General features: G+C 64.7%; 1 protein-coding gene. It reads left to right on the forward strand.

Annotated elements, in window-relative coordinates:
* Positions 1-1,154, forward strand: a 1,154-nt coding sequence (locus BLS27_RS23520) for an aldehyde dehydrogenase family protein (protein WP_090346967.1), incomplete at both ends; no start/stop codon positions are given.

Consider the following 1,154-nt stretch of genomic DNA (forward strand, 5'->3'; position numbering starts at 1 on the left):
CGCTCCAATGTGCTGCTCAAGATCGCCGACCGCATCGAGCAGAACCTGGAGATCCTGGCCATCACCGAAACCTGGGACAACGGCAAGCCGATCCGCGAAACCCTCAACGCCGACATCCCGCTGGCGGTCGATCACTTCCGCTACTTCGCCGGCTGCATCCGCGCCCAGGAAGGCGGCGCCGCCGAAATCAACGAAAACACCGTGGCCTATCACATCCACGAGCCGCTGGGCGTGGTCGGGCAGATCATCCCGTGGAACTTCCCGCTGCTGATGGCCGCCTGGAAGCTCGCGCCGGCGCTGGCCGCCGGTAACTGCGTGGTGCTCAAGCCCGCCGAGCAGACCCCGCTGGGCATTGCCGTGCTGATGGAACTGATCGGCGACCTGCTGCCCAAGGGCGTGCTCAACGTGGTGCAAGGCTTCGGCCGCGAGGCCGGTGAAGCCCTGGCCACCAGCAAGCGCATCGCCAAGATCGCCTTCACCGGCTCCACCCCGGTCGGCTCGCACATCATGAAATGCGCCGCCGAGAACATCATCCCGTCCACCGTGGAGCTGGGCGGCAAGTCGCCGAACGTCTATTTCGAGGACATCATGCAGGCCGAGCCTGCCTTCATCGACAAGGCCGCCGAAGGCATGGTGCTGGCGTTCTTCAACCAGGGCGAGGTGTGCACCTGCCCATCGCGCGCCCTGGTGCAGGAGTCGATCTACCCGCAGTTCATGGAAGTGGTGATGAAAAAGGTCCTGCAGATCAAGCGCGGCGACCCGCTGGACACCGACACCATGGTCGGCGCCCAGGCCTCCCAGCAGCAGTTCGAGAAGATCCTCTCGTACCTGGACATCGCCCAGAAGGAAGGCGCCGAGCTGCTGACCGGCGGCAAGGTGGAGAAACTCGAAGGCAGCCTGGCCACCGGCTATTACATCCAGCCGACCCTGCTCAAGGGCAACAACCAGATGCGCGTGTTCCAGGAAGAGATCTTCGGCCCGGTGGTCAGCGTCACCACCTTCAAGGACGAAGCCGAAGCCCTGGCGATCGCCAACGACACCGAGTTCGGCCTCGGCGCTGGCGTATGGACCCGCGACATCAACCGCGCCTACCGCATGGGCCGCGGCATCAAGGCCGGTCGCGTATGGACCAACTGCTACCACCTGTACCCGGC

It is taken from the genome of Pseudomonas guariconensis, from assembly GCF_900102675.1.
Lineage (GTDB): Bacteria > Pseudomonadota > Gammaproteobacteria > Pseudomonadales > Pseudomonadaceae > Aquipseudomonas > Aquipseudomonas guariconensis.